Source organism: Streptomyces sp. HUAS 15-9 (assembly GCF_025642155.1).
Classification (GTDB): domain Bacteria; phylum Actinomycetota; class Actinomycetes; order Streptomycetales; family Streptomycetaceae; genus Streptomyces.
The window spans coordinates 5,883,313-5,903,849 of record NZ_CP106798.1 but is presented as its reverse complement, the minus strand read 5'-3'; the positions used below and the strand labels follow the sequence as shown (position 1 = coordinate 5,903,849).

At 70.6% G+C, this 20,537-nt stretch carries 21 protein-coding genes and 1 pseudogene; 11 read left to right on the top strand and 11 right to left on the bottom strand.

What is annotated here, in order from left to right:
- The gene (locus N8I87_RS27355; RefSeq protein WP_263212586.1) at positions 1 to 804 is read right to left on the bottom strand and encodes a nuclease-related domain-containing protein; all 804 of its coding nucleotides are present in this window, start codon (positions 802 to 804) and stop codon (positions 1 to 3) included.
- Positions 805 to 904: 100 nt separating this feature from the next.
- Here N8I87_RS27355 and N8I87_RS27350 point away from each other — a divergent pair, with 100 nt between their 5' ends.
- The 6 genes from N8I87_RS27350 to N8I87_RS27325 all read left to right on the top strand — a co-directional run bounded on the left by N8I87_RS27350 (position 905) and on the right by N8I87_RS27325 (position 7,019).
- Positions 905 to 1,408 (top strand): protein-tyrosine phosphatase family protein, encoded by a 504-nt coding sequence (locus tag N8I87_RS27350; RefSeq protein WP_263212584.1) that lies wholly within the window; start codon positions 905 to 907, stop codon positions 1,406 to 1,408.
- 148 nt (positions 1,409 to 1,556) lie between these two features.
- Positions 1,557 to 2,285, top strand: coding sequence for a hypothetical protein (locus N8I87_RS27345; protein WP_263212583.1), 729 nt, complete (start codon positions 1,557 to 1,559; stop codon positions 2,283 to 2,285).
- A gap of 8 nt (positions 2,286 to 2,293) precedes the next feature.
- On the top strand, positions 2,294 to 3,571 hold the full coding sequence (locus N8I87_RS27340; RefSeq protein WP_263212582.1) for an ATP-binding protein: 1,278 nt from the start codon (positions 2,294 to 2,296) through the stop codon (positions 3,569 to 3,571).
- A gap of 78 nt (positions 3,572 to 3,649) precedes the next feature.
- Positions 3,650 to 5,011, top strand: a complete 1,362-nt coding sequence (locus N8I87_RS27335) for an FtsW/RodA/SpoVE family cell cycle protein (protein WP_263212581.1) — start codon at positions 3,650 to 3,652, stop codon at positions 5,009 to 5,011.
- The gene (locus tag N8I87_RS27330; protein WP_263212580.1) at positions 5,008 to 6,465 is read left to right on the top strand and encodes a penicillin-binding transpeptidase domain-containing protein; all 1,458 of its coding nucleotides are present in this window, start codon (positions 5,008 to 5,010) and stop codon (positions 6,463 to 6,465) included. Before N8I87_RS27335 ends, N8I87_RS27330 begins: the two co-directional genes overlap by 4 nt.
- Positions 6,466 to 6,509: 44 nt before the next feature.
- Positions 6,510 to 7,019 carry a DUF3291 domain-containing protein gene (locus N8I87_RS27325; RefSeq protein WP_263212579.1) on the top strand — a complete coding sequence of 170 codons (510 nt, stop codon included), beginning with the start codon at positions 6,510 to 6,512 and terminating at the stop codon, positions 7,017 to 7,019.
- Here N8I87_RS27325 and N8I87_RS27320 read toward each other — a convergent pair.
- Positions 7,016 to 7,615, bottom strand: coding sequence for a Uma2 family endonuclease (locus N8I87_RS27320; protein ID WP_263212578.1), 600 nt, complete (start codon positions 7,613 to 7,615; stop codon positions 7,016 to 7,018). The two genes, N8I87_RS27325 and N8I87_RS27320, sit on opposite strands and share 4 nt — an antisense overlap.
- 81 nt (positions 7,616 to 7,696) lie before the next feature.
- On the bottom strand, positions 7,697 to 8,809 hold the full coding sequence (locus tag N8I87_RS27315) for a ferritin-like domain-containing protein (protein WP_263212577.1): 1,113 nt from the start codon (positions 8,807 to 8,809) through the stop codon (positions 7,697 to 7,699).
- Between the two features lie 121 nt (positions 8,810 to 8,930).
- On the opposite strand from N8I87_RS27315, the gene N8I87_RS27310 reads away from it, so the two are divergent.
- The gene (locus N8I87_RS27310; protein ID WP_263212575.1) at positions 8,931 to 9,869 is read left to right on the top strand and encodes an AurF N-oxygenase family protein; all 939 of its coding nucleotides are present in this window, start codon (positions 8,931 to 8,933) and stop codon (positions 9,867 to 9,869) included.
- A gap of 16 nt (positions 9,870 to 9,885) precedes the next feature.
- Here the strand turns inward: N8I87_RS27310 and N8I87_RS27305 are convergent, their stop codons facing one another.
- Complete coding sequence (locus tag N8I87_RS27305; protein WP_263212573.1) at positions 9,886 to 10,347, bottom strand: hypothetical protein; 462 nt, start codon at positions 10,345 to 10,347, stop codon at positions 9,886 to 9,888.
- Between the two features lie 49 nt (positions 10,348 to 10,396).
- Here N8I87_RS27305 and N8I87_RS27300 point away from each other — a divergent pair, with 49 nt between their 5' ends.
- The 4 genes from N8I87_RS27300 to N8I87_RS27285 all read left to right on the top strand — a co-directional run bounded on the left by N8I87_RS27300 (position 10,397) and on the right by N8I87_RS27285 (position 13,644).
- The gene (locus tag N8I87_RS27300) at positions 10,397 to 11,050 is read left to right on the top strand and encodes a TetR/AcrR family transcriptional regulator (protein ID WP_263212571.1); all 654 of its coding nucleotides are present in this window, start codon (positions 10,397 to 10,399) and stop codon (positions 11,048 to 11,050) included.
- Between the two features lie 10 nt (positions 11,051 to 11,060).
- Positions 11,061 to 11,411 carry a DUF8847 domain-containing protein gene (locus tag N8I87_RS27295; RefSeq protein WP_263212569.1) on the top strand — a complete coding sequence of 117 codons (351 nt, stop codon included), beginning with the start codon at positions 11,061 to 11,063 and terminating at the stop codon, positions 11,409 to 11,411.
- A gap of 112 nt (positions 11,412 to 11,523) precedes the next feature.
- Positions 11,524 to 12,660, top strand: coding sequence for a C40 family peptidase (locus tag N8I87_RS27290; protein WP_263212567.1), 1,137 nt, complete (start codon positions 11,524 to 11,526; stop codon positions 12,658 to 12,660).
- A gap of 342 nt (positions 12,661 to 13,002) precedes the next feature.
- Entirely contained in the window at positions 13,003 to 13,644 is a 642-nt protein-coding gene (locus tag N8I87_RS27285; RefSeq protein WP_317633495.1) for a DUF6082 family protein, read from the top strand.
- Here the strand turns inward: N8I87_RS27285 and N8I87_RS27280 are convergent.
- From N8I87_RS27280 to N8I87_RS27250, 7 genes and pseudogenes are all read right to left on the bottom strand, one after another.
- Positions 13,625 to 13,822: pseudogene (locus tag N8I87_RS27280) on the bottom strand (tyrosine-type recombinase/integrase); the annotation flags it as partial. The gene N8I87_RS27285 and the pseudogene N8I87_RS27280 sit on opposite strands and share 20 nt — an antisense overlap.
- Before the next feature lie 16 nt (positions 13,823 to 13,838).
- The gene (locus N8I87_RS27275; protein WP_411577293.1) at positions 13,839 to 14,171 is read right to left on the bottom strand and encodes a hypothetical protein; all 333 of its coding nucleotides are present in this window, start codon (positions 14,169 to 14,171) and stop codon (positions 13,839 to 13,841) included.
- Positions 14,172 to 14,316: 145 nt separating this feature from the next.
- On the bottom strand, positions 14,317 to 15,570 hold the full coding sequence (locus N8I87_RS27270; protein ID WP_263212563.1) for a styrene monooxygenase/indole monooxygenase family protein: 1,254 nt from the start codon (positions 15,568 to 15,570) through the stop codon (positions 14,317 to 14,319).
- 28 nt (positions 15,571 to 15,598) lie between these two features.
- Positions 15,599 to 16,246: a GTP-binding protein gene (locus N8I87_RS27265; protein WP_263212561.1), complete on the bottom strand. Its 648-nt coding sequence runs from the start codon at positions 16,244 to 16,246 to the stop codon at positions 15,599 to 15,601.
- A complete protein-coding gene (locus tag N8I87_RS27260) occupies positions 16,227 to 16,658 on the bottom strand; it encodes a DUF742 domain-containing protein (RefSeq protein ID WP_263212559.1) in 432 nt (143 codons plus the stop codon). Before N8I87_RS27260 ends, N8I87_RS27265 begins: the two co-directional genes overlap by 20 nt.
- A complete protein-coding gene (locus N8I87_RS27255; RefSeq protein WP_263212557.1) occupies positions 16,655 to 17,158 on the bottom strand; it encodes a roadblock/LC7 domain-containing protein in 504 nt (167 codons plus the stop codon). Before N8I87_RS27255 ends, N8I87_RS27260 begins: the two co-directional genes overlap by 4 nt.
- The gene (locus N8I87_RS27250) at positions 17,155 to 20,355 is read right to left on the bottom strand and encodes a sensor histidine kinase (protein ID WP_411577390.1); all 3,201 of its coding nucleotides are present in this window, start codon (positions 20,353 to 20,355) and stop codon (positions 17,155 to 17,157) included. Before N8I87_RS27250 ends, N8I87_RS27255 begins: the two co-directional genes overlap by 4 nt.
- Between the last annotated feature and the right edge of the window lie 182 nt (positions 20,356 to 20,537).

Sequence of the window (20,537 nt, the reverse complement as noted above, 5' to 3'; positions counted from 1 at the left end):
TCACACCCTGGACCACGTGTTCCGGTCCCGGGCCATCGCGTGCAACGCCTCCACATCCGCCGGCTTCAGCACACCCCCCAGCCGGGCCAGCCCCGCCAGCTCGGTGTCCTGCAGGACGCGGATCTCGCGGAGCGGGGCCGGGACGGAGAGGGTCGCGGGGCCCGCCAGGGCCAGGACCGGGCGGACCTCGGCGGTCAGGGCGTACGACGCCCGGTCGGCGTCGGCGCGGACGCGGCGCAGCAGCGGGCCCGGCTCGCGGCGGCCCAGGGCGACCATGGGATCGGCGACGTGGACCCGCTGCTTCCGGGCGTAGAGGGCGTACAGGGCGAACAGCCCGCCGGGGCCGATGAGCAGATGGTGGATGCGGTCGCCGCCGGGCAACGGAATCGAGTGCAGCGCGTGCCAGCCCACGCCGTCCAGGCGGTCCAGGGCCTCGCCGATCGCCTGCTCGGCCAGCAGGGCACGGCGGCGCGGGTCCGGGCGGAGGCGGTGGGGCGGGGCCGGGTCCCGGTCGAGGGCCACGAGCAGGGCCTCGCCGGGGCGGTTGGGGGCCAGGTCGTCGTCGGGGTGAAGGGAGAGGCGGGCGAGCTCCGCCGGTGTCGGGACCGGGGGCGGGCCCACCGCCACCGGGCCGGTCAGGAAGGGGCCCAGCGCCTCCAGTACGTCCTGTCTGCTCTCCTCGCTGAGCAGGTTGACCCTGGCCGCCTCACGGTCGTACCAGGCGATGTTCCTTCCGTCCGTGAGACAGACGTACAGCCGTTCCTGGCCGTGCCGCCAGACCGGCACGACGCGCAGTCCGCTCATGTGCCATCACCCCTTGACCATGGGAACAGGAGGGGTGCTCCAGGGGCAAGAACCCGGCTACCTTTGAGACCAGTTGGGAGGGGCAGGTGGGGAGGCGCCATTGCGGACCCGCAGGAAGCAACCCGACGTACCGGCTCCGGACAGCCCGTGGAGCGAGATAGTGCCCGGTCTGTGGATGGGCGGGCACGAGTTCAAGGGACCCTCGGGGCTGGAGCTCGCCGTCGTCCGGGATGAGTTCGATCTTGTGCAGACGCTGCTGAGGCTGCCGGGGCACGGGCCGGACCCCGGTGTGGAGCACCATGTGTGGCCGATACCGGACGGTCCGCTGGACGGCACCCAGCTCGCCGGTGTCATGCGGCTGGCCCGGGCCGCGGGTGACGCGCTGGACACGGGGCGCAGCGTGCTCGTCCGGTGTTACAGCGGCTACAACCGCTCGGGGCTGGTGGTCGCGCACGCCCTGGTCGACCGGGGGCACTCCGCCGAGGAGGCCATCCGGCTCATCCGCCGCCGGCGCTCCCCCTGGGCCCTGCACAACGAGCTGTTCGTCGACTATCTGCGCACGGGCCTGCCGACCGTACGGCTCCTGGAGGAACTGGCCGAGTAGTGAAGCCCTGCCGCTGAGCCCGCCGCCGAGCGGCAGGGCCCGCCGCCGGGACCTCCAGACAGCGGGATGACCCAAGTAGCGGGATAACCGTTTCTCCGGACGAATAGGGTGTACGGCGCCACCGATCGATCCGAGCCACAGGAGTACCGTGCCCTTCAGCCGTCCCGCGCGCACCGCCCTCTCCGCCCTCGCCGTCGGCCTTCTCGCGGCGACGGCGGCAGCCTGCGGCGACACGGGCGAACTGCGGCGCGACGGTGCGACCCCCACCGCGATCAGCCCCGTGAAGCTCTGGCCGGATCTGCGGCCCGCGTCCAGCCCGGCCTATGAGTACGACGAGGGGTCGACCGAGGTCGTGAAGGGCTTGACCGATCCCGGACGGGACATCCGCAAGATCGATCCGGTGGCCGTCGTACGGGCGGAGATCGCCGCGCACCCGGCCGACTACGGCGCCAAGGGCCCGTACCACGAGACGGCCGTGCGGATGGACGAGTGCGGCAAGGGCGGGGACCGCGGCCGGTGCCCGCTGCTGAAGGCGTACTACCGGGACCTGACCGGCGACGGACGGCAGGACATGACGCTGGGCTTCCGGCTGTTCCCGACCAACCAGACCGCCGTGCGCGTCTACGCCTTCGAAGGGGACCGGCTGGTCCAGGTCATGTCCGACAACGACGCGATCATCGGGGTCGAGCTCGCCGGACGGGCGGTGATCGTCCGCTCTCCGGCCGGGATCACCGGCTACGAGTACCGCACGACCTGGGAGTGGGACCAGAGCCAGCACGCGATGGTGTTCACGCGCGACGAGTTCCTGCGCACCGGCCGGAGGAAGCAGTCACCCGCCCCGTCCCCCTCTGCCTCCCCCTCCGCGAGCGGGCGATGAGGATGAGGATGAGGATGAGCCTGCCCCAGTGGGCCGGGACACTCGCGGCGAAGTCCGCCGCGTTCATCGCGGTGATGCTCTGTGCGCTGGCCGCCCTGCTCGGCATCCTGGTGCACGTCTCGGTGACCAACCAGACCGTCGGCCAGGCCCGGGACCAGGCGCTGGACCGGCTGGCGGACGCGACCAGGGCGTACCAGGCCGGGGACGCGCTGCTGCCGGGCGCCGGGGTCGACCCCGCCGGGCTGCCGGAGCCGCTGCGGACGCTGGCGGTGGCCGGGGACCGGGGCACGATGGTCGCGGCCCATCGCGGGCACCCCACGATGTGGGCGGCGGGCCCCGCCGACGGCGAGCGGGCGCTGGCCGTCGAGGTCGACTACTCGCAGCAGGCCCGCACCATCTCCGCGCTCGACCGGTCGATCCTGTGGTCGTCGGCGCTGGCGATCGGGGTGACCCTGCTGATCGGCGCGTTCGCGGTGACCCGGGTGACCCGGCGGCTGCACGGCACGGCACGGGTGGCCCGGCGGATCAGCGCGGGCGACCTGGACGCGCGCGTGAACGACCCGCATACGAAGGACGTGGCACGCTCCCACGACGAGGTGGCCGCGGTCGCCGCCGCGCTGGACTCGATGGCGTCGTCGCTGCAGAGCAAGCTGCAGAGCGAGCAGCGGTTCACCGCGGACGTGGCGCACGAGCTGCGCACCCCGCTGACCGGGCTGCACGCGGCGGCCGAGCTGCTGCCGCCGGGCCGGCCGACGGAGCTGGTGCGGGACCGGGTGGCGGCGCTGCGCACGCTCACCGAGGACCTGCTGGAGATCTCCCGGCTCGACACCGGGCGGGAGCGGCTGGACCTGGACACGGAGGAGCTGGGCGCGCTGGCCCGGCGGGTGGTGCGGGCGTCGGGCACCGACACCGAGGTGAAGGTCGTACGCGACGTCCGGGTGGAGACCGACCGGCGCCGGCTGGAGCGGGTGCTCGGGAATCTCGTGGCGAACGCGCACAAGCACGGGCGGGGCCCGGTGGTGCTGACGGTGGACGGTCCGGTCGTGGTCGTACGGGACCACGGGGACGGTTATCCGGACTACCTGGTGGAGCACGGACCGCAGCGCTTCCGTACCGAGGGCGGGGCGAGGGGCCACGGTCTCGGGCTGACCATCGCGCTGGGCCAGGCGGAGGTGCTGGGCGCCCGGCTGACCTTCGCCAACGCCCTCGACGACGGCGCGGTGGCCACACTGACGCTGCCGTCGGCCCCGTCGGCGGCCGGTCCGGTGGCGTCCGAGGCGACGTGACGGAGCCTTGGCCGGGGCTCGCCACGCTGGCGTCGGCCACAGGGCGCGCAAGGCGTCCCATTTAGGTAAGTTCCGGACATGACGAAGGCCGGAACCACCGTGGCGGCGAGGCAGGCCCCCGCGTCCGATGTACGTCTCCCCCGGCGCCGTGGCATCGAACTCGCCCTGATCGTGCTGGCCGTACTGCTGTCCGTGTACGGCTACTGCGATGTCGGCCTGGCGAAGACCGGCACCGTCCCGCCCGGTGCCCTCGGCTACGGCGCCGGGCTCGGCGTGCTCGCCCTGCTCGCACACATCGCGGTCCGCGTCCGGGCCCCGTACGCCGATCCCCTCCCGCTGCCCATCGGCGTGCTGCTCAACGGCCTCGGTCTGGTCCTCATCTACCGGCTCGACCTGGAGACACCCGGCGACCGGGCCGCCCCCGCCCAACTCGTCTGGTCCACGCTCGGGGTGGCGCTGTTCATCGTGGTGGTGCTGCTGCTGCGCGACCACCGGGTGCTCCAGCGCTACGCGTACGTCAGCGTGGTCACCGCCCTCGCCCTGCTCATGGTGCCGATTCTCTTCCCGGCCGTGAACGGCGCCCACATCTGGATCCTGTTCGCCGGATTCTCCATCCAGCCGGGCGAGTTCGCGAAGGTGCTCCTCGCGGTGTTCTTCGCCGCGTACCTGGCGGCCAACCGCAACGCGCTCGCCTACGCCGGCCGCCGGATCTGGTTCGTGCAACTGCCCACCGGGCGGGTCCTCGGCCCGGTCCTCGCCATCTGGCTGATCAGCGTGGGCGTCCTGGTCCTGGAGCGGGACCTCGGCACCTCGCTGCTCTTCTTCGGCCTGTTCGTCGTGCTGCTGTACGTGGCCACCGGCCGCACCGGCTGGATCGCGGTCGGCCTGCTGCTCGCGGTGCTCGGCGCGGTCGCCGTCGGCTGGCTGGAACCGCATGTGCACAGCAGGGTCCAGGACTGGCAGCACCCGTTCGCCACGATCGAGGCGGGCCTCGGCCCCAACCAGCTCGCCCAGTCCCTGTTCGCCTTCGCGGCGGGCGGGGTCCTCGGCGCCGGGCTCGGCCTCGGCCACTCCATCCTGATCGGCTTCGCGGCCAAGTCGGACTTCATCCTGGCGACGGCCGGAGAGGAGCTGGGCCTGGCCGGCCTGTCGGCGATCTTCATCCTCTACGGGCTCCTCGTGGAGCGCGGCTACCGGGCCGGGCTCGCGCTGCGCGATCCCTTCGGCCGGCTGCTCGCCCTCGGCCTCGCCTCGATCGTGGCGCTCCAGGTGTTCGTGATCGCGGGCGGGGTGACCGGGCTGATCCCGCTGACCGGCATGGCGATGCCGTTCCTGGCGCAGGGCGGCTCCTCCGTGGTCACCAACTGGACGATCGTGGCCCTGCTGATCCGGGTGAGCGACTCGGCCCGCAGCCAGTACGACGGCCGGGTGGCCCCGTGACCAAGTACATGCGGCACGCAGCCGCGTTCTGCGCCCTGCTGATGGTGGCGCTGCTCGTCAACGCCGCCCGCGTCCAGGTCGTCCAGGCTCCCTCCTACGACGGGAACGCGGCCAACCGCCGCTCCGCGATCGCCCGTTACGGCCAGCCGCGCGGCGACATCCTGGTCGACGGCATCCCGGTCACCGGTTCCAAGGACACCGGCGAGCAGCTCCGCCACGAACGGACGTACCGGAACGGGCCGTTGTACGCCCCGGTGACCGGCTTCGCCTCGCAGGTGTACGGCACGACGTTCCTGGAGCACGCCGAGGACGGCATCCTGTCCGGCACCGACCCGATGCTGTCGCCGTTCCCCCTGTGGAACGACGTCACGCGCGCGCGGAACCGGCCCGGCGACGTCGTCACGACGCTCAACCGGGCCGCGCAGGAGGCGGCTTACCGGGGGCTCGGCGCGCGCAAGGGCGCGGTGGCGGCCGTCGAGCCGTCGACCGGCCGGATCCTGGCGCTGGTCTCCACCCCCTCGTACGACCCCGCCGAGCTGTCCGGGAACGGCGACCGGGTGACCTCGGCCTGGGCGCGGCTCAACGACGACCCGGAGCAGCCGATGCTCAACCGGGCCGTACGGCAGACCTATCCGCCGGGTTCCACCTTCAAGGTGGTCACCGCGGCGGCGGCGCTGGACGCGGGGACCGTCAGCGACCTGGACGCGCCCACCGACTCCCCCGACCCCTACAGGCTGCCCGGTACGAGGACGCGTCTGACGAACGAGTCCGACGACTGCGAGGACACCTCGGTGCGGACCGCGTTCGAGTGGTCGTGCAACACGGTGTTCGCGAAGCTGGGCGTGGACGTGGGGCTCGAGGCCATGGCCTCGACGGCCCAGGCCTTCGGCTTCAACGACACCGGCCTGAGGATCCCCTTCTCGGTCGCGCCGAGCACGTTCGACACCCAGGTGGACAAGGCGCAGTTGGCCCTGTCCTCCATCGGCCAGTACAACACGCGGGCCACGCCGCTCCAGATGGCGATGGTCGCGGCGGCCGTCGCCAACGGCGGGCAGGTGCGGACGCCGTATCTGGTGGAGCGGACCGTCCGCAAGGGCGGCGAGACGGTCGCGACGACCGGTTCCCGTCCGATCCGCCAGGCGATGAACCCGGCGACGGCCGTGCGGATGCGGGAGTTGATGACCGACGTGGTGCGGGAGGGCACCGGCGCCAATGCCGCGATCCCCGGTGCCACGGTCGGCGGCAAGACGGGCACCGCCCAGCACGGCATCGGCAACTCCGGTGTGCCGTACGCCTGGTTCGTGTCGTGGGCGCAGCGCGACGACCAGCTGGAGCCGAGGGTGGCGGTGGCCGTGGTGGTGGAGGACGCGGCGGCGGACCGCGGGGACATCAGCGGGGGCGGGGACGCGGCACCGATCGCCAAGGCGGTGATGAGGGCGGTTCTCGACTCGTGAGACGGGGGCTACCGCGGGCCGATGTCCCGACCTACCGTTCGGTCATGACCGCATCCACAGCCGCGTACGAACTCGCCCAGGTCAATATCGCCCGCCTCAAGTTCCCTTTGGATTCACCCGAGTTGAAGTACTTCGTCGATGCGCTCGACCCCGTGAACGCGGTGGCGGACGCCGCCGACGGGTTCGTGTGGCGCCTGCAGAGCGACACCGGCAACGCGACCGACATCCCCGTCCTCGGGGACGAGTGGCTGGTCATCAACATGTCGGTGTGGCGGGACACCAACGCGCTCACGGCGTTCATGTATCAGGGGCAGCACCGGGAGTTGCTGGCCCGGCGGCGGGAGTGGTTCGAGCGGGTGAACGAGGCCATGGCCACGCTGTGGTGGGTGCCGGCGGGGCATCGGCCCACGGTGGGGGAGGCGGAGGAGCGATTGCTGCATCTGCGCGCCAACGGCCCGACACCGTACGCCTTCACCCTCCGGACGTCGTTCCCGGCGAGGGCGTCGGCGCCGGTGCTCGGCGAGGTGCCGCAGGGGCTGGGCTGCGGTGTCTAGCGGCGGCGGTTGATCGCGGTGAGATCGATCTCGATGGGGAACGGGACGGTCAGCTCAAGCTTGTCGTGGAAGATTCCGGTCAGGCCGTAGGCCTGGGTCGCGGGGTCGAGTTCGTAGACGTAGACCACCGGAAGACCCTCGTTCTCCTCGACGCGCCAGTAGTGCGGAATGCCCGCGTGCGCGTACTTCCGCGGCTTGACCTCCCGGTCCCGCTCCTCCGAATCCTCCGACACGACCTCGACAGCGATCACGACGTCCTCCGGCCGGAACCAGGTCTGCTTCGGACCGGTGTCGGCCCCCGCACGGAACACGAGGACGTCGGGCTCCGGACGGTTGCGCTTGTTGAGCTTGATGGTCATCTCCCGGATGACGTCCAGCTCGTCCGGCACCTGATCCAGCAGAGTGTTGTCCAGCAAGCGCATGGCACGTGAGTGGAATGTGGTCTGCGGACTCACGAAGACAAGACTCCCGTCGATCAGCTCCGTGTGCGGAGGAAGATTGGGAAGCTCGTCGAGGTCGTCCGCCGTCCAGCCGCCCTCCGGCGGGCGGGGCCACTCGTAGTCGTCGTCCAGCCCGTAGTCACGTGCGGCGCTCATGATTGCTCCCATACGCCGGAGTCTGCCTGGCAGAGTCAGCGTACCCAGAGGAATATGCCGATTCGCCCGTCGATCGAGTGATCAACCGATGAGGCGTTGACCCTCGTCGATCGCCTCCTCCACCTCCGCCACCCGTTCCCGCTCCTCCACGGCGAAGCGCTCCGCGTCCAGGTGTTCGGCTATCTCCTCGTCCTGGGCCATCAGCAGGTCCAGGTTGGAGTCGCCCATCTCCAGCACGCCCATGTCGACATAGGCCCGCTGCAGGCGCTCGCCCCACAGGCCGATGTCCTTCACGCAGGGCACGATGCGGCTGAACAGCAGCTTGCGGAAGAGCTGGAGGAACTCGGAGCGCTCGCTGAGCTCCTCGGCCTCCGCCTTCGGGATGCCGAAGTTCTCCAGGACCTCGACCCCGCGCAGCCGGTCGCGCATCAGATAGCAGCCCTCGATGACGAACTCCTCGCGTTCACGGAGTTCGGCGTCGGTGAGCTGCTTGTAGTAGTCGCGCAGCGCCATGCGGCCGAAGGCCACGTGCCGGGCCTCGTCCTGCATGACGTAGGCCAGGATCTGCTTGGGCAGGGGCTTGTCCGTGGTGTCCCGGATCATACCGAAGGCGGCCAGCGCGAGCCCCTCGATGAGGACCTGCATGCCCAGGTAGGGCATGTCCCAGCGGCTGTCGCGGAGGGTGTCGCCGAGCAGGGACTGGAGGTTGTCGTTGATCGGGTAGAGCATCCCGATCTTCTCGTGCAGGAAGCGGCCGTAGATCTCGGCGTGCCGGGCCTCGTCCATGGTCTGGGTCGCGGAGTAGAACTTGGCGTCCAGGTCGGGGACGGACTCCACGATGCGTGCCGCGCAGATCATCGCGCCCTGCTCGCCGTGCAGGAACTGGCTGAACTGCCAGGAGGCGTAGTGCTGCCGCAGGTCGCCCTTGTCCTTGTCGGTGAGTTTCGGCCAGTACTTGCTGCCGTAGAGGGACATCGCCTCGTCGGGGGTGCCGAGCGGGTCGTACGGGTCGACCTCAAGGTGCCAGTCGATCCGCCTCTGTCCGTCCCACTGCTTGTCCTTGCCCTTCTGGTAAAGGGCGAGCAGACGGTCACGTCCTTCGTCGTACTCCCAGCTGAACCGGGCCGCTCCGGTCGCGGGCACCTGCCAGTGGGGGTCTCCCGGGTGCTTGGCGTACAGGTCGTTGGTCGGCATACCCGCAGGCTCACACGTAGACGGCGAGTCAACAAGTCATGCGCAAGGGATTGACGGTCTTACTGACAGGCAGTCTCATAAGAGTCGACTACTTACTTCCGGGTAACGAGATGAGGGAGTTATGACGACCCTGACGGAAGCCGACGCGGTCGAGGGTCTGCGCGACGCGCTGGGCCTGCTCAAGGACCGCGAGCAGGTGGCCGAGCGGCTGCTCGTCTCTTCCGCCAAGCACTCCTTCGACCCCGACAAGGAGCTGGACTGGGACGCGCCCTTCGAGGAGGGCAAGTGGTTCTGGCCACCGGAGCTGGTGTCGCTGTACGACACGCCGCTGTGGAAGCGGATGAGCGAGGAGCAGCGGATCCTGCTCTCCCAGCACGAGTCGGCGGCGCTGGCCTCGCTGGGCATCTGGTTCGAGATCATCCTGATGCAGCTGCTGGTACGGCACATCTACGACAAGGCGGCGACGAGCGCGCACGTCCGGTACGCGCTCACCGAGATCGAGGACGAGTGCCGGCACTCCAAGATGTTCGCCCGGCTGATCTCAAGGGGCGACGCGCCCTGGTACCCGGTGAGCCCGGCCCACCTGACGCTGGGCCGGGTCTTCAAGACGATCTCCACCACCCCGGGTTCCTTCACCGCCACGCTGCTCGGTGAGGAGGTCCTCGACTGGATGCAGCGGCTGACGTTCCCCGACGAGCGCATCCAGCCGCTCATCCGCGGGGTGACCCGTATCCACGTGGTCGAGGAGGCCCGTCACGTCCGCTACGCCCGCGAGGAGCTCCGCCGCCAGATGCTGGCGGCTCCCCGTTGGTCCCAGGAGTTCACCCGGGTCACGTCCGGCGAGTTCGCCCGCGTGTTCTCGGTGGCCTTCGTGAACCCCGAGGTCTACACCAACGTGGGCCTGGACAAGCGGGAGGCGATGGCCCAGGTGAAGGCCAGCGCCCACCGCCGCGAGGTGATGCAGACGGGAGCTAGGCGCCTGACCGACTTCCTGGACGACATCGGGGTGCTGCGAGGCGTCGGCCGACGCCTGTGGAAGTCCTCGGGGCTGCTGGCTTAGGGGTGTCTGCCCGGACTCACAGACGGGCCAGGATCTGGCGTACGGGGTGACCGAGGGCGTCGGCGATCTCGGTCAGCTCGGCGTCCGTCAGCCATGCGCGGTCGGGGTAGAGGACCTCGAGCCGGAATCTCGCGAACCCCATCGGCCAGTCGTAGACCAGGTCGTTCAGCGAGATTCCGGCGCCGCAGCAGGGGACGGTGACGTCGAGCGTGGCGAAGCCGTCCTCGAAACGCTCCGTGATCGCCTCGCCCAGCCGGCTCCCGGTGGACAGATCCGCGCCACAGCGGGGGCAGGTGACCCGCTCCAGGTTCCCGAAGCTGTGCACCACCTCCACGGTGTCGTGCCACAACGCCTCGAGGCCCCGTCGCCCCTGCTCGGAGAGCATCCCGGCGAGTGCCGCGGCGGCTCGGTCCGCCGCCGCGCGCTCCGGTTGCCAGTACGGATCCTCCGGGATCACGATCAGCCAGTTGTCACTCATCCCCACCTCCGGCCGTCACCGTAGCGCCGCCACGGTTACGCTGCGGGACATGACCCCGTCGGCAACCACCCCCGCCTACCGTCGCCTCAGCGTCGAGGAGCGGCGGCGCCAGCTGCTCGACACGGCGCTCTCGCTCTTCGCGCACCGCGCCCCGGAGGACGTGTCGCTGGACGATGTGGCGGAGGCGGCCGGGGTCTCGCGGCCGCTGGTCTACCGGTACTTCCCGGGCGGCAAGCAGCAGCTGTACGAGGCCGCGCTCAGGTCCGCCGCCGACGAGCTCCAGCAGTGCTTCGACGAGGCCCGCCAGGGCCCCCTCCTCCCCCGCCTCGCCCGCGCCCTGGACCGCTACCTCACCTTCGTCGACGAGCACGACGCCGGCTTCAGCGCGCTGCTCCAGGGCGGCAGCGTGGTCGAGACCTCGCGGACCACCGCCATCGTGGACGGTGTGCGCAGGGCCGCCGCCGAGCACATCCTCAGCCACCTCGGCGTCACGGCCCCGGGCCCGCGTCTGCGCATGACCGTGCGGATGTGGATCACGGCCGTGGAGGCGGCCTCCCTGATCTGGCTTGACGAGGACAAGCAGCCCCCCGCCGACGACCTCCGCGACTGGCTGGTCGAGCAGTTCGTGGCCGTCCTGACGGTCACCGCCGGCCGCGACCCGCAGACGGCCGCGCTCGTCGCGGCGCTGTCGGCGGATGGCTGAGACTGGTGGCGTGAAGACACAGGACACCCCCTTCGAGGGCGGGCCCATGGACGGGCGCGTGCTCCCCGTGCTGGTGGGACCCACCGGCCACCCCCCGAAGACGTACCGCATCCCGGTCCCGGACGAGCACGGCGGCAGGCCCACCGTCCTCGTCTACCGCCGCGTGCCCCGGGGGCACAGCGTGGGGGTCCCCCCGCGCGAGCGAAGTCGAGCGTGGGGGAGGCTCGGGCTGGTGCAGTCGTGGAAGTACGCGTACGACCCGGAGGGCAGGAAGAGCGGCCGGCTGAGGTGGCCCTGGTCGCAACCCGGCATCGAGCCAGACGCCACGCCGTCCGGCAACCGGGATGACACCCACGGGTGAAGCCGTTGCACCGAACCGCGTACGTTCGACGCGCGAGTCGCACCACCACGTCTATTTCTCACGGTGCGGAGAGAAGCGGAAGGCCCGCCCTCCCCGGTCCGGAGGTGACGACGTGTCAGAAAGGTTTCTGCGCCTGGCTTGCACGGCCGCTGTGGCGGCCCAGGCCATGCTCGCGCCCGTCCCCGCGGCGGCCGCGCCCGGCCCGCAGCGCCCGGTGTCCCAGCTGCTGACGGACCTTCAGCGGCTGTACCGGCAGGCCGAAGAGGCCACCGAGACCTACAACGCCACCGGGGAGAGGCTGAAGAAACAGCGCGCCCGGGTGGAGCGGCTGGACGACGAACTAGCCCGTGCCCGGCTCGCCCTGCTCGGCAGCCGCAGCGCGGCCGGACGGCTGGCCCGGCAGCAGTACCAGGGCAGCACCGGGATCTCCTCGTACGTACGTCTCCTGCTCGCCGACGACCCGCAGCACGCGCTCGACGCGGGACATGTGATCGGGCAGTTGTCACGGGAACGGGCCGAGACGGTGGGGCGGCTCGTGGGGAGCGAGAAGAAGAAGGAGGACCTGGCGCGGGAGGCCCGCAAGGCCCTCGACAGACAACTCAGCCTCGCCGAGCGGCAGAAGAAGCAGCGGGACGACGTGCGCAAGCGGCTCGACGACGTCGAGGAGATGCTCGCCTCGCTCAGCCGCGACCAGCTCGCCGCGCTCGCCGAGTTCGAGCGCGTCGGGATCGCGGGCGCGCAGCGGAAGGTCATGGCGTCCGGTGCCCTCAGCAGCGTGCGGGCCCCGTCGAAGCAGGGCGACGAGGCCGTTCGCTATGCGGTGGCCCAGCTCGGCAAGCCGTACCAGTGGGGTGCGGTGGGCCCGGCGGCGTACGACTGCTCGGGGCTGACCTCCCAGGCCTGGGAGCACGCCGGGACGCCCATCCCGCGGACCAGCCAGGAGCAGTGGGCCCAGCTGCGGCACGTTCCGCTGCGCGAGCTGCGGCCCGGTGACCTCGTCGTGTACTTCCCGCAGGCCACGCACGTCGCCCTCTACCTCGGCGACGGCAAGGTCGTACAGGCACCGCGGCCCGGCGCCAAGGTCAAGGTGTCACCGATCGCGGCCAACCCGGTGCTCGGCGCCGTACGCCCCGACCCGGGCGGGGAGCCCCTGCCGCGCTACTCGCCGCCGAGGCTCCCCCGCGGTGCCCTGAAGGGCGCCGACCAGGGTTACGCCCCGGCCGCCGCTCCGGCCACGGCGGCGAGGTAGGCCTCGGTCTTCTCGGGCTCGCAGAAACCGGCCCGTAACCCCACAGGCTTCTCACCTGTGGTTTCTTCTCAGCCAGAGGCACACAAGGGGTGGTGGGCCGTCTGTGGGCCGTCAAGCCGGACGTTGGCCTTGTCGTAGACGGTCGTGCTTGCCCTGCGCGCCGCCCCTGGCCGCTCGTCACGAGAGGCGCAGTTCCTCCGCAGCGGGGCCGCGTTGCGGCGCCGCTGCGGACCAGCTACGGGACTGTGAAGCGAATCCGAGCCCTTGACGCGGTCTTGCTGGCAGGACACTTGGTCGCCACCATGAGGCTTCAGGCACCTGACAGGGGGCGAAGTGGCGTTAATGGAACGAGTTGCGCTGCGAAGAATAGCGGCTTGGGTTGCTCTTGCGGCCGGCAGCACAGCCTCAGTCCTGATCACTCCATTCATTCTCAATTGGATGGCACCCTCAGGACTTAATTGGGGAAAACTCAGCAACATCAGCCAGACTTACGGAGGCTTGTCAATCTTGGTCTCGACCGCCGCCCTCATAGGCGTCGTCGCCTCCATCTCCTATCAGGCAAGGCAAGTTCGCATCGAGCACCAGGAAGGGCAGCGCGCGTGGCACAGAGAGCTGATTCTTTGGTCTTTGAATGACCCGGAACTTCTTACTTGCTGGGAGCCCCCACGCATCCCCGTTTCACGCGAAAGATACAAAAAGATTCTCTTCGTCAACCTGATCATGGCTGCATGGATTACCGACCTCCGGTTGCGAAGAACCAGCGAGGGGGCAGCCCTGGCTAATCTCAGGGACCATTTCCGCGGCGAAGTTGCCCGTGCCCACTGGGCTGAAGGAAGAGAGAAATGGCGCGCGTTCTCCGAGGCCCAAGAGGGAGATGCCCTGGGACTGCGATTCGTCGACCTTGCAGATCAGGCATACCGTGAAGCAATTACTGCGGGGCCTCCAGTAACGGAGGACGACTACTTTAGAGATTCGTCTCAGTAAGGCACCCTCCCCGACTGCTCGGCATGAGGTGCGCGTAGATCCGCAGCGTCAGCGCCGCGTTGCTGTGTCCAAGGTACTGAGCGACAGCCTTGACGTTCTCACCGCCGTCCAGGAGCGCGGACGCGTAGAAGTGCCTCAGCGCATGCATGCCGTGCTCGCGCGCGGCCGCGTAGCCCTCCTCCTTGGAAACCATCTCATTTGGGGCCGGAGGAGGTCTCTGCTACGAGTAGGGCGAGTTGGCGCAAGCGCTGGTAGTACTGGGTACCGTCGGGATCGGTGATCTCAGGCATGACCCGGTCCAGGTCCTCGATGCAACTTTGCAGGATGCGACTGCGCCCCGGGTCGAGAGTGCCGCCGTTGTTCAGCCACGTGAAGACGCAGCCGGCGATGTCCGCGTCGAGCAACACCATGTCCGTGCCCCCGAACTCGGCGCCTCGTAGGCTGGCGGGAAAGGGGGCACGGCGGTGCTCGTTCCAAAGACGGGTCGTGTTCTGCACCTGCTCGGATGATCTGCTCACCTGCACCATATTGCTGCAGCCAACGCCGTGTCGGGCAGGCGTGCTCCTCTTGCTTGTGCAGGGCGGGGTCGAGCCGTCTGTGGACCGTCCGAGAGCGGCCGACACCGACAGGTGACGACAGGCAATGACGGCCGAAACGCAGGTCAAAGACGCATCAGGCTCCAGTGAGCGACGCCAGGTAGGCGCCCGTCTTCTCGGGCTCGTAGAAGAAGTTCTCGAAGTCGGCCGGGTCGTTGAAGCCGTTGGCGAACCGGTCGGCGACCGGCTGGAGCGCGCCCGCCGCGCCGATCAGGTTGAGGATGTGCTCCGGCGGCGGGGCCAGCATGGCGTTCGTCCACTTGGTCACGTGCTGGGCCGTGTTCCAGTAGCGGTCGAACGTCTGCCGCATCCAGGCCTCGTCGAACTCCTTCTCGCCCTGCTCGAGGATCGAGGCGAGGTACGACGCCGCGCACTTGGACGCCGAGTTGGCGCCCTGTCCGGTGATCGGGTCGTTGGCGACGACGACGTCCGCGACACCCAGCACGAGGCCGCCGCCCGGGAGGCGGCCGACGGGGTTGCGGACGGTGGGGGCGTAACGGCCGGCGAGGGTGCCGCCCGCATCCGTCAGTTCGACGCCCTTGGTCCGGTCATGCTCCCAGGGCGTGAACCTCTCCATGAGTTCCAGGGTCAGGGAGAGGTGCTCGGCCGGGTCCTTGACGCCGTTGAAGGCGTCCAGCGGACCACCGGGGATGCCTTCCCAGAACAGGATGTCCGCGCGGCCCGACGTGGTCAGCGTCGGCATGACGAACAGCTCGCCGACACCGGGGACCAGGTTGCAGCGGACCGCGTCGTACTCCGGGTGCTCGGGGCGCGGGCCCAGGCCGTGGACGTACGCCACCGCCAGCGCGCGCTGCGGCTCGCTGTACGGCGAGCGGGCGGCGTCCCGGCCGAACATGGAGACCAGCTCGCCCTTGCCCGCGGCGATCAGCACCAGGTCGTAGGCGCGGGAGAAGTAGTCGAGGTCGGAGACCGCCGCGCCGTGGATGACCAGCTGGCCGCCGCGCTGGGCGAAGGTCTCCATCCAGCCGGCCATCTTCACCCGCTGGTCGACCGACTGCGCGAACCCGTCGAGCCTGCCCACCCAGTCGATCGCGCGGGCCGCGGGGCCCTCGCTCCAGGAGCCGGGGGCCGCGACCGAGACGCCGAGTCCTTCGATCTTCGGGGCCTGGGACTCCCAGAAGTTCAGCTGGAGATCGCGCTCGTGCTGCAGTGCCGTGTCGAACATGCACTGCGTCGACATGACCCGGCCGGAGCGGATCTCGTCCGCGGTCCGGTTCGACATCAGGGTGACCTCGTACCCGTGCGACTGGAGTCCGAGGGCGAGCTGGAGTCCGGACTGGCCGGCTCCCACGACGAGTATCTTGCGCATTCGGGTGGTGCCTCCTACGGCTTGGGGGCTACTCGGGGGTTTCCTCGAGCGCGTGGGCGACGAGGGCCAGGAGGGTCTCGATCACCGAGATCCGGCGGCGCGCATCCATGATCATTACAGGGATGCGCGCCGGGATCGTCAACGCCTCGCGAACGTCCGCCGGTTCGAACAGCTCGCTGCCGTCGAAGTGGTTGACCGCGACGACGTACGGCAGTCCGCAGCTCTCGAAGTAGTCCAGCGCGGGGAAGCAGTCCTTGAGGCGGCGGGTGTCGGCCAGGACCACGGCGCCGATCGCGCCGCGCACCAGGTCGTCCCACATGAACCAGAACCGCTGCTGACCCGGCGTGCCGAACAGATAGAGCACCAGATCGTCGTCGAGGGTGATGCGGCCGAAGTCCATGGCCACGGTGGTGGTGAGCTTGCCGGGCGTGGCGGTGAGGTCGTCGGTGGCCTCGCTCGCCTCGGTCATCAGCGCCTCGGTCTGCAGCGGCGTGATCTCCGAGACGGCGGTGACCAGCGTCGTCTTGCCGACGCCGAAGCCGCCCGCCACGACTATCTTCGTGGCTATCGGGGCTCGGGTGCGGTCCGTCTGCCAGGACCTCAGATCCTGGTCGGGTTCGTCGAGGCCGACGAGGGGAGCGACGCCATGAGCGGCGTCAGAGACGACGGAGTCCACTCAGCACCCTTTCCAGCAGAGCGCGGTCCGGGCGGCCCACCCCGTGGCCGGTGCCGGTTCCGTACACACGGATCTTTCCCTGGTCCGCGAGATCGCTCAGGAGGACGCGGACCACGCCGAGCGGCATCTGCAGCAGCGCGGCGATCTCGGCCACCGTACGCATACGGCGGCACAGTTCGACGATGGCCCGCATCTCCGGCATGACCCGGGTGTGGAGCGAACCGTTCGTCAGTTCCTTGCGCCCCTCGGGGCCCTCCAGTGCCGCCGTGCTGGCCGTGCTGGCCACGAACGTCTCCACGAGGAGGACGTGGCCGAAGCGGGTGCGGCCGCCGGTGAGCGAGTAGGGGCGGACCCGGGCGGGCTTGCGGTCGCCGCCGCGGACCGGGAGCTTCTTCTTCGCGAAGTCGCTCATCGGGCGCTCCCCGGCACCGGCGACTCCATCGATTTTCGGAGCTCGCTGCGGAGTTCGGGCGTCAGGACGTGGCCGGCCCGCCCGACGAAGAGCGCCATATGGTACGCCACGACGCTCATGTCGCAGTCCGCGGAGCCGTGCACGCCGAGCAGCGAGCCATCACTGATCGACATCACGAAGAGGCTGCCCTCGTCCATCGCGACCATCGTGTGCTTGACCCCGCCGAAGTCCATCAGCCGGGCGGCGCCGACGGTGAGGCTGCCGAGGCCGGAGACGATGGCGGCGAGGTCGGCGGAGGAGCCGCGGGGGCCGGTCCGGCGCTCGGTGCGGGCCTCTCTGGCCTGGGCGATGCGGCCGGGGTCCGAGGAGAGCAGGAGGAGGCCGTCGGAGGAGACCACGGCGACCGACTGGATGCCCGGCACCTCCTCGACGAGGTTCGTCAGCAGCCAGTGCAGGTTGCGGGCCTCACTGCTCAGTCCGAAGGTACTGGGCGCGGTCAACTGCTTGCCTCCTCGACTGTGCCCCCCGTGACATCTCCGGCGTGTGCTGGTGCTGCGTCCGGCCGCTCGTTCTGGGCCGTCTCTTCGGCGATCTCCGCCTCCACGTCCCTGCGGCCCGCTTCCGCCCCCCGACGGAAGCCGCCAAGACGCCGCCGGAGGGCTTCGGCGTCGACGGAGCCGGTCCGCTGCCGCGGGGCGCGGTCCGGGGAGGTGATCTTCGGGGTTCGCTTGGGGAGGCCCTTGCTGGTGACCTCGTCCTCGATGTCGGCGGCCGGCTCCGCCGTGACTGCCGGTCCCGCGGCTCCCGCCTGTGGTGCGGTTTCCGCCGTCGGCGCGGGCACGGCGGCCTCGTCGGGAGTCCGCTCGTGCGCGTCCGGCCCGATGGCGTACGGGTCGGTGACGGGCACCGGGGCCAGCAGCTCCATCGTGGTCTCGGCGGGAGTCTCGACCGGGATCTCGGCGTGAGTCCGGGCCGGGATCTCGGCGGAAGTCCGGGACGGGGCCTCGGCAGAAGCCCGGCCTAGGGCCTCGGCGGCATTCCTGGACGCAGTCTCAGCCGAAGTCCGGGACGGGGCCTCGGCGAAAGCCCCGGCCGGAGCCTCGCTGGCCGTCCGAGCCGGAGTCTCAGCGGAAGCCCCGGTCGGAGCCTCGGCGAAAGCGCCAGCCTCAGCGGAAGTCTGCAACGGAGCCTCGCCCGAAACCCCAGCCGAGGACTCGGCGGAAGTTCCAGCCGGATCCTCGGCGAAAGCCTCGGCCGGCGTCCGGGACGGGACCCCGCCGAAAGCCCCTGCCGGGGACCCAGCGACAGCCCCAGCCGCAGTCTCGCCGGAAACCCCAGCCGCAGCCTCAGCGGAAGTCTGCAACGGAGCCTCGCCCGAAACCCCAGCCGGGAATTCGGCGAAAGCCCCCGCCGGAGTCTCAGCCGAGCCACCGGCCAGGGCCGGGCTCTCGTCTGGCGTGGCTCGTGTGGGCTGTTCCGCCAGGGGCGCCAGTGGATCGGTGACCTTCGCGCGGCCGTGCAGGACGTTGGAGTTGACCTCGGCGTCCGCGCCGGGCAGGGAGAAGGTGTGGGTGCCGCCGGGCACGGTCTCGGTCGGCGGGACCGCCGTGGCCGGGGCCTGGGCCAGCAGCGCGCCGGGGAGGACCACGACCGCCGCGGTGCCGCCCTGCTTCTGCTCGCGCAGCTGGACACGGGCGCCGTGACGGTGGGCGAGGCGGGCGACGACGTACAGGCCGAGGCCCAGGCCTTCCTCGCCCTCCTGCTCGTACGGGGACTCCGGGTCGAAGTCGGCGAGCCGGGAGTTGAAGCGGGCCAGGCGCTCGCCGGTCAGGCCGATGCCCTCGTCCTGCACGGAGAGCATGACCTCGCCGCTCTCCAGCAGCCAGCCGGAGACCTCGACGTGCACATCGGGCGGGGAGAACGAGGTGGCGTTCTCCATGAGCTCGGCCAGCAGATGGGAGAGGTCGTCGGCGGCGAAACCCGCCACGTGCGCGTGCGGCGGGAGCGCCGCGATACGGACCCGGTCGTAGCGCTCGATCTCGCTGACCGCCGCCCGTACGACGTCCACCAGCGGGACCGGCCCGTGGTGCTGCTGGACGTGCTCGGTACCGGCGAGGACCAGCAGGTTCTCGCTGTGCCGACGCATGACCGTGGCGAAGTGGTCGAGCTTGAAGAGCGTGGCGAGGCGCTCGGGGTCCTGCTCACGCTCCTCCAGGCCCTCGATGACCGCCAGCTGCCGCTCGACGAGGCCGAGGGTGCGCAGGGCCAGATTGACGAAGGTGCCGCCGATGCTGGCCCGCAGCCGTGCCAGCTGGGCCGCCGCGTCGCCGAGTTCGGTGCGCAGCTCCTCGCGGGCGTCGGCCATCTTCTGGCGCTGGCCGACCAGGTGCTTGCGGTCGGACTCGAGCGTGGCGATGCGCTCGTGGAGGGCGGCGGCGTGCGCGTGCAGAGCGTTGACGGAGCGGACGACCTGGGCGAACTCGTCGTTGCGGCCGGTGAACTTGACGGGTTCCTCGGCGGCCGGGTTCTCCGACTCGGCCAGCCGGGCCGAGCCCCGCCGCAGCACCGACAGCGGGCGGGTCAGGGTGCGGGCCATGGCGGTCGCGATGCCGACGGCGACCAGCATCAGCGCGCCCAGGACGGCGATGCGGATCTCCCACGCGGTGACGTCGTCGTCGCGCAGCTGGGCGAGATCCTTGGTGCGGTGGTCGTAGAGGGCGGCCTCGGCGCCGCGCATCTGGTCGACGCGGGCGGACAGGGCGGCGTCCAGCTTCTTGGCGCCGACACCGAGGTCGCTGTCGGAGAGCGTCGGCTGGTCGGTGAGCTGGGCGAGGTACTTCTCGGCGGAGTTCACCTCGGGGCCGGTGACCGTCGAGTCGTACGAGTCGACCGCGGACTTGGGCGCGTCGTCGCGGAAGTCGGCGAGGGCCGCGTCGGAGCGCAGCCGGGCCTGCTGGGCGGCGGCGCTGAGGGCGTCGCGCTGCTTCTTGTCGGCCGCGGAGATGGTGGACGTCGTGCTGGGCAGGCCCGTGAGGGGGTCGGTGACCGTCTGGGTGGTACTCGGCACGCTGAGGGCCGCGAGGAGCAGGCCGCGGGCGGAGGCGGACTGCTGAACGGCGGAGTCCAGCTCGGCGAGCGCGTACGCGCCGGCGCCGGCCCGTGGAGGCATCTGCTCGGCCAGGTCCCCGGCCAGCCGGTGCAGCTCGTTGATCGCGGCCGAGTAGGCCTGGTGCGCCTGAAGCGCCGTGCTCTTGCCGGTGAGCGCGGCCCTGCGCACGGCCGCGATGCCGTCCAGGTCCGAGCGCAGCGAGTCGGGCGTGTCAGTGTCGGCGCGCAGATCCTCCACCTGCCGGTCGACCCGCGCGCTGCGCTGCTCGGAGGGCGCCTTGGACTTGGGGCGGCCGGCCGCGACGTAGGAGGTGACCTCGTCGCGCTCGTCGGCCAGCGAGTGGGCGAGGGCGAGCGCGTCCTGGGTGCGCCCGGCGAGGGTCACCAGGTCCTGGGAGTCACTCAGCTGCCCGGAGGCGGCCAGCACGGACGGGGCTCCGGCCCCGGCGATGGCGGCGGCCACCACGGCCACCGCGACGATCAGCCGGTTGCGTACGTGGGTCGGGCGTCCGGTGCCGACGGGAGTGCGCTCGGCGCCCCCTTCGGAGGCCGTCTGCCTGGCTGTGCCCCGAGACCGCTTCTTCTGCACCGATGCTCGCATTCCTGAACTCGTCTACCCATGGGCCCGGGTGGCACCCTGTCGTTCCGGTGCCGAGCAATGCGTTCACCCTCCACCACGCTCGGCTTCGGCTTCGGCTCGCGCGCGGGACGCCCCCATTGGTCCCCGACCCTCCCAGCGCCGGTGGGCAGTGGTCGTGCATCACCTGACCG

What these genes read in the sequence shown, in the direction of transcription:
- N8I87_RS27285 (WP_317633495.1), top strand. Translation starts at nt 13,003, where the DNA reads ATGGAACGAGTTGCGCTGCGAAGAATAGCGGCTTGGGTTGCTCTTGCG.
- N8I87_RS27325 (WP_263212579.1), top strand. Translation starts at nt 6,510, where the DNA reads ATGACCGCATCCACAGCCGCGTACGAACTCGCCCAGGTCAATATCGCC.
- N8I87_RS27270 (WP_263212563.1), bottom strand. Translation starts at nt 15,570, where the DNA reads ATGCGCAAGATACTCGTCGTGGGAGCCGGCCAGTCCGGACTCCAGCTC.
- N8I87_RS27275 (WP_411577293.1), bottom strand. Translation starts at nt 14,171, where the DNA reads ATGGTGCAGGTGAGCAGATCATCCGAGCAGGTGCAGAACACGACCCGT.
- N8I87_RS27305 (WP_263212573.1), bottom strand. Translation starts at nt 10,347, where the DNA reads ATGAGTGACAACTGGCTGATCGTGATCCCGGAGGATCCGTACTGGCAA.
- N8I87_RS27310 (WP_263212575.1), top strand. Translation starts at nt 8,931, where the DNA reads ATGACGACCCTGACGGAAGCCGACGCGGTCGAGGGTCTGCGCGACGCG.
- N8I87_RS27260 (WP_263212559.1), bottom strand. Translation starts at nt 16,658, where the DNA reads ATGAGCGACTTCGCGAAGAAGAAGCTCCCGGTCCGCGGCGGCGACCGC.
- N8I87_RS27320 (WP_263212578.1), bottom strand. Translation starts at nt 7,615, where the DNA reads ATGAGCGCCGCACGTGACTACGGGCTGGACGACGACTACGAGTGGCCC.
- N8I87_RS27340 (WP_263212582.1), top strand. Translation starts at nt 2,294, where the DNA reads ATGAGGATGAGCCTGCCCCAGTGGGCCGGGACACTCGCGGCGAAGTCC.
- N8I87_RS27300 (WP_263212571.1), top strand. Translation starts at nt 10,397, where the DNA reads ATGACCCCGTCGGCAACCACCCCCGCCTACCGTCGCCTCAGCGTCGAG.
- N8I87_RS27315 (WP_263212577.1), bottom strand. Translation starts at nt 8,809, where the DNA reads ATGCCGACCAACGACCTGTACGCCAAGCACCCGGGAGACCCCCACTGG.
- N8I87_RS27335 (WP_263212581.1), top strand. Translation starts at nt 3,650, where the DNA reads ATGACGAAGGCCGGAACCACCGTGGCGGCGAGGCAGGCCCCCGCGTCC.
- N8I87_RS27355 (WP_263212586.1), bottom strand. Translation starts at nt 804, where the DNA reads ATGAGCGGACTGCGCGTCGTGCCGGTCTGGCGGCACGGCCAGGAACGG.